The 4,969-nt window shown below is 72.2% G+C and carries 5 protein-coding genes, 1 tRNA gene and 1 pseudogene; 5 read left to right on the plus strand and 2 right to left on the minus strand.

Translation table 11 applies throughout. The features are described from left to right. The 3 genes and pseudogenes from LCE31_RS08175 to LCE31_RS08185 all read left to right on the plus strand — a co-directional run. The coding region (locus LCE31_RS08175) for a GTP-binding protein (protein WP_374118437.1) at positions 1-475 on the plus strand (475 nt) is incomplete at its 5' end. Continuing rightward, positions 472-1,002: a GAF domain-containing protein gene (locus tag LCE31_RS08180; protein ID WP_225013340.1), complete on the plus strand. Its 531-nt coding sequence runs from the start codon at positions 472-474 to the stop codon at positions 1,000-1,002. The genes LCE31_RS08175 and LCE31_RS08180, both read left to right, overlap by 4 nt. Before the next feature lie 88 nt (positions 1,003-1,090). Then, positions 1,091-2,022 (plus strand): annotated as a pseudogene (locus LCE31_RS08185) (alpha/beta fold hydrolase). A gap of 152 nt (positions 2,023-2,174) precedes the next feature. Here the strand turns inward: LCE31_RS08185 and LCE31_RS08190 are convergent. Then, on the minus strand, positions 2,175-3,032 hold the full coding sequence (locus LCE31_RS08190) for an aldo/keto reductase (RefSeq protein WP_225013341.1): 858 nt from the start codon (positions 3,030-3,032) through the stop codon (positions 2,175-2,177). A 109-nt stretch (positions 3,033-3,141) separates the two neighbouring features. Here LCE31_RS08190 and LCE31_RS08195 point away from each other — a divergent pair, with 109 nt between their 5' ends. Then, positions 3,142-4,188, plus strand: a complete 1,047-nt coding sequence (locus LCE31_RS08195) for a LysR family transcriptional regulator (protein WP_225013342.1) — start codon at positions 3,142-3,144, stop codon at positions 4,186-4,188. On the opposite strand, the gene LCE31_RS08200 is transcribed toward LCE31_RS08195, so the two are convergent. Then, entirely contained in the window at positions 4,160-4,672 is a 513-nt protein-coding gene (locus tag LCE31_RS08200) for a mycothiol transferase (protein ID WP_225013343.1), read from the minus strand. The two genes, LCE31_RS08195 and LCE31_RS08200, sit on opposite strands and share 29 nt — an antisense overlap. 218 nt (positions 4,673-4,890) lie before the next feature. Here LCE31_RS08200 and LCE31_RS08205 point away from each other — a divergent pair. After that, positions 4,891-4,964: transfer RNA gene (locus LCE31_RS08205), tRNA-Pro, on the plus strand. Positions 4,965-4,969: the final 5 nt, after the last annotated feature.

Genomic DNA, 4,969 nt, shown 5'->3' on the forward strand with positions numbered 1-4,969 from the left:
CCCGGCCGGCGGGGGGCGGGGGGCCCCCCGGGGGGCGCCCCCCCCCCCCCGCGGGGGGCCGGGGGCTAAGACGTCCACGACCGTCGCCATGGACTTCGGAAGGATCACGCTCGACCCGCGCCACGTGCTCTACCTGTTCGGCACACCGGGCCAGGAGCGGTTCTGGTTCCTGTGGGACGAACTGTGCGCCGGAGCCCTCGGCGCGGTCGTGCTGGCCGACACCCGCCGCCTGGAGCAGTCCTTCTCCGCCGTGGACTTCTTCGAACAGCGGGGCATCGGATTCGTCGTCGCCGTCAACGAGTTCGACGGTTCCTTCCGGTACGACCCCGAGGAGATCAGATCCGCCATCGGGCTCGCGCCGGAGGTCCCCGTCGTCCTGTGCGACGCTCGTATCGCCAGCTCCGGCATCCGTACACTCGTCACTCTCGTCCAGCACCTGCTCACCTCCGTCGCGGCCGGGGAGGCCACTTCGTGACCTACGACCCGATCGGCAGAATGCTGATCACCCCGGAGGACCGGGAAGGGCCCGAGCGCGCCAGGCGGCTGCGCGGACTGGGGCTCGGCGACCGCCCCGAGCCCGCGTTCGACGCCCTCGCGGGACGGCTCGCCCGGCTCGCCGGAACGCCCTACGCGGCGGTCAACTTCCTGGGGGAGGAGGGGCAGTTCTTCGCCGGCCTGTACACGCCGGCCGGGCCGAACGCCGTCCGCGGCCTCGCCCGGAGCCTGGGCTTCTGCCCGCACGTCGTGGCCCGGCGGAAGGCCCTCGTCCTGGAGGACGTCCGCGACTTCCCCCGGTTCGCGGCGAACCGGCTGGTGGACGAGGCGGGCATCCGCTCCTACCTGGGAGCCCCCGTCACCGCCGGGGGCGGCATGGTGCTCGGCACGGTCTGCGCGGGAGACACCGAACCCAGGCGATGGGGCCGGGCGGGCCTCGACATGGTCAAGTCCCTCGCCGCGGAAGTCACCGCCGACCTGCACCGCAGGGAGGACGGTCTGCCCTGAACGGGCATGGCGCGCCGCGAGCGGGAAAGAGGCACGGGGAAGGACAGACGGGAAACGACCAGTCCACAGCCCACCGGAGGCGCCGCCCATGATCCGCTACACGCCGGGACTGCTGACCGCCCACGACGGGGTCCAGATCGCCGGTTACACCTGGCTCCCCGAGGGCGGCAGGCCGCGCGCCCTGGTGCAGATCGCGCACGGCGCCGCCGAGCACGCCCTGCGCTACGACCGCTTCGCCCAGCACCTGATCGCGCACGGCTACGGCGTGCTCGCCACGGACCTGCGCGGCCACGGCGCGACGGCCACGTCCACCGGCGGATTCGGCACGGGGGCACGGACGGCGACAGCTGGCGTGCGAATGTCAGGGACCTGCGCACGTCCGGTGAGAAGGCCCGCACGCTGTATCCGGGCGTGCCCGTCTTCCTGCTCGGGCACAGCATGGGGTCGATGCTCGCCAGGGACTACGCGCAGGAGTATCCGGACGATCTGGCGGGCCTCCTGCTGACCGGCACGTTCCGGTCGCTGCCCGGCTGCGAGACCGCGGAGACGGCCGTACGGCTGGAGCTGGAGATCGAGAAGGAGGGCAGGGACGCGCGGTCGTCCTTCGTCGCCGACCTCTTCGACTCGTTCAACGAGGGGTACCAGCACCGCACCGGCTTCGAATGGCTCTCCCGGGACGAGGCGGAGGTCGACGCCTACCTGGCGGACGAACGCTGCGGCTTCCCGTTCTCCGCGGGCCTCGCGCTCGACTGGGTACTCGGCGTGCGCAAGATCAACGATCCGGGGGCGCTCGCCCGGATGCCCGCCGACCTGCCGGTCCATGTGGCCGTCGGCGACCAGGACCCCTGCCACCAGCGGATGACGCTGGTCTATGAGCTGCTGGAGGACTTCCGCTACCTGGGGCTGACCGATCTGAGCTGGAAGGCGTACCCCGGGGCGCGACACGAGATCCTCAACGAGACGGACCGCGACGCGGTCCACAGGGACCTCACGGACTGGCTGGACGAGCGCGTGCTGTGAGCCGGGACGGGCCCGGGGAACCCCGGCGAGCCAGGGAGGTCCGCCCGCACCGCCCGTCCCGGGGCCGGTTGTGTCCGGCCCACCCGGACACAACGGGCGGTACAGGGCGGGAGCGGGCGCTCGCGCCCTCCCGCAGCCCCGGGACAGGAGGCTCAGGCCGCGTTCAACCGCTCGATCTCCTCGGCGCCGAGGACCAGTTCGGCGGCGCCCACCGAGTCGCGGACGGAACCGGGGCGGCTCGCCCCCGGGATCGGCACGACGACCGGGGACTTCGCCAGCAGCCAGGCCAGGCAGACCTGGTACGGGCTGACCCCGCGGGCCCGCGCGACCTCCGCGAACGGGGCGAAGCGGGAACCCAGTTCGCCCGCGGCCCTGATGCCGCCGAACGGGCTCCACGGCAGGAACGCGATGCCCATCTCGGTGCAGAGGTCCAGCTCGGGTTCGCTGGAGCGGAAGGCGGGGGAGAGCTGGTTCTGCACCGACACCAGCCGGCCGCCGAGGATCTCGTTCGCCGTCCTGATCTGCTCCGGGTTCGCGTTCGAGATGCCCGCCTGGAGGATCTTGCCCTCGTCCAGCAGCTCGCGGAGCGCGCCGACGGACTCCTCGTACGGCACCTGCGGGTCGGGGCGGTGGAACTGGTAGAGGCCGATGGCCTCGACGCCGAGCCGGCCGAGAGAGGCCTCGGCGGCCCGCTTCAGGTACTCCGGGGACCCATTGACCGTCCAGGAGCCGTCGCCGGGGCGCAGATGGCCGCCCTTGGTCGCGACGAGCACCTCGGAACCCCGCTCGTGGGTGGCGAGGGCCTTCGCGATCAGCGATTCGTTGTGACCGACCTCGCCGGCGTGCTGGTGGTACGCGTCCGCGGTGTCGATCAATGTCACACCCGCGTCCAGGGCGGCGTGCACGGTCGCGAGGGAGCGGGCCTCGTCCGGCCGCCCCTCGACCGACATCGGCATCGCGCCCAGACCGATCGAGCTGACGTCCACGGTCCCGATGCGGCGAGTCTTCATGGTGGGTGCGCCTTCCTCTTCGATCAGTTGCCCCAGCAGCTTCGCCGTCGCGGACTCCGTTCGTCCAATAGAAGAAAGTGAACACATTCAGCGGTTACGCTTCTCAATCATGGAGTTGCGCCATCTCGAATACTTCGTCGCGGTCGCGGAGGAACGCCACTTCACCCGCGCCGCCGAGCGGTTGATGGTCTCCCAGTCGGGCCTCTCGGCCTCGGTGCGCGCCCTGGAGCGCGAACTCGGCGCCCGGTTGTTCATACGGTCGACCCGCCGCGTGGAACTCACGGAGGCGGGCCGTGCCCTGTTCGTGGAGGCGTCGCGGGCGCTCGCGAGCGTCCGGTCGGCGAAGGAGGCCGTGGCCGCCGTACAGGGCCTGCTGCGGGGGACCCTCGCCGTCGGCGCGGAGCAGTGCATCGCAGGTGTCGACGTCCCGAGTTTGCTGGCCCGCTTCCGGGCCGAGCACCCGGGCGTGGAGATCCGGCTGCGCCAGGCGGGGTCCGCGGCGCTCGCGGCGGATGTCGCGGAGGGCAGGCTCGACCTCGCCTTCGTCGCCCTGTCGCACGCCGTCCCCGACGGCATCCGGCTGCTGCCGCTCAGCCGGGACCGGATGGTCCTGCTGTGCCACCCCGGCCACCGGCTGGCCGGGAGCGGGCCCGTGCGCTGGGCCGCTCTCGGCGGCGAGACGTTCGTCGACTTCCACACCGACTGGGCCGCCAGGCGCCGCACCGACCAGGCGTTCGCCGAGGCCCGCACCGAGCGCCGGGTCGCGCTGGAGGTCAACGACGTGCACAGCCTGCTTGAGCTGGTCGGACACGGCCTGGGGGTGGCCGTGGTCCCCCGCCCGGTGGCGCGGAAACCGCAGGCCGCCGGTCTGCGGACGGTCGAGTTCACGGAGGCGGACGTGTGCGCCTGGGAGGTGTCGGCCGCGGTGCCCGACGACCGGAGCACGACGCCCGCGGCCGGCGAGATGCTCTCGTACCTCGACCGCCTCCCCGGCGCCGACCGCGTCCCAGGAGTCCCGGGCGTCCCGGCCGCTCCTGTTCCGTCCGACGCCACGGCGGCTGCTTACGGCCCCGGTCCCGCCGGTCCCGCCGGGCCTGCCGGTCCCGGTCCCGCCGTCCCCGCTCCTGTCACCCCCGCTCCAGCGCCCCGCGGATGAAGGCCGCCTGCCCGGCGTGCTGGAGATCGTCCGAGATCACGCTCACCAGCCGTACGCCGAGGGTGACGGCCGGCGTCCAGGCGTCGTCGACGATCCGTTCGAAGTCCTTGTCCTTCAGGGTCCGCAGGTAGGCGACGGTCCGGTCGTGGACGGCGTCGTGGTAGCCCGTGAGGAGTGCGGCGGACACGCCACTGACCGCCGCCACCTCGCGCGAGGAGTGGCCGTAGCCGGTCGCGGCGGACGTGAAAGGCAGCTCGAACCGGTCCGACCACCCCTCGGCCGTCCAGACCTGATCCGATCCCGCCGCGTCGGCGACGTGGTCGTCCTGGACGCGCGTGAGATGCCAGACCAGCCAGGTGATCGAGTTCGCGCCGTCGTCGAGCCTGGTCGCCAGCTCTTCCGCGCTCAGCCCGTCCACCGCCTCGTGCACGACCTCCTTGATCCGGCCGAAGCCGTCGATGAGCAGATCACTGCTTGCGGGCATGACGTGGTTCCTTCCGTGTCGCCGAACACTCCGGTACGCCGAGGGCGGCCCCGTACGCCGGGGGCCCCGCACGCCGGGGCAGTCCCGTACGCCTAGGAAAGCTTCCCCCGCTCCGGCGTCCGACGCCCACCCGAGAAGCGGTTCGTGACCAGTCAGGTGAGTGCGGTATTCTTCTCTTGCGCGTTCGGCCAGGGGAAAACCCCAGGTCAAACGGGTATCGGGACGTGGCGCAGCTTGGTAGCGCACTTGACTGGGGGTCAAGGGGTCGCAGGTTCAAATCCTGTCGTCCCGACTGGA

The organism is Streptomyces sp. 8L (genome assembly GCF_020176795.1).
GTDB lineage: Bacteria > Actinomycetota > Actinomycetes > Streptomycetales > Streptomycetaceae > Streptomyces.

What these genes read in the sequence shown, in the direction of transcription:
- LCE31_RS08195 (WP_225013342.1), top strand. Translation starts at nt 3,142, where the DNA reads ATGGAGTTGCGCCATCTCGAATACTTCGTCGCGGTCGCGGAGGAACGC.
- LCE31_RS08190 (WP_225013341.1), bottom strand. Translation starts at nt 3,032, where the DNA reads ATGAAGACTCGCCGCATCGGGACCGTGGACGTCAGCTCGATCGGTCTG.
- LCE31_RS08200 (WP_225013343.1), bottom strand. Translation starts at nt 4,672, where the DNA reads ATGCCCGCAAGCAGTGATCTGCTCATCGACGGCTTCGGCCGGATCAAG.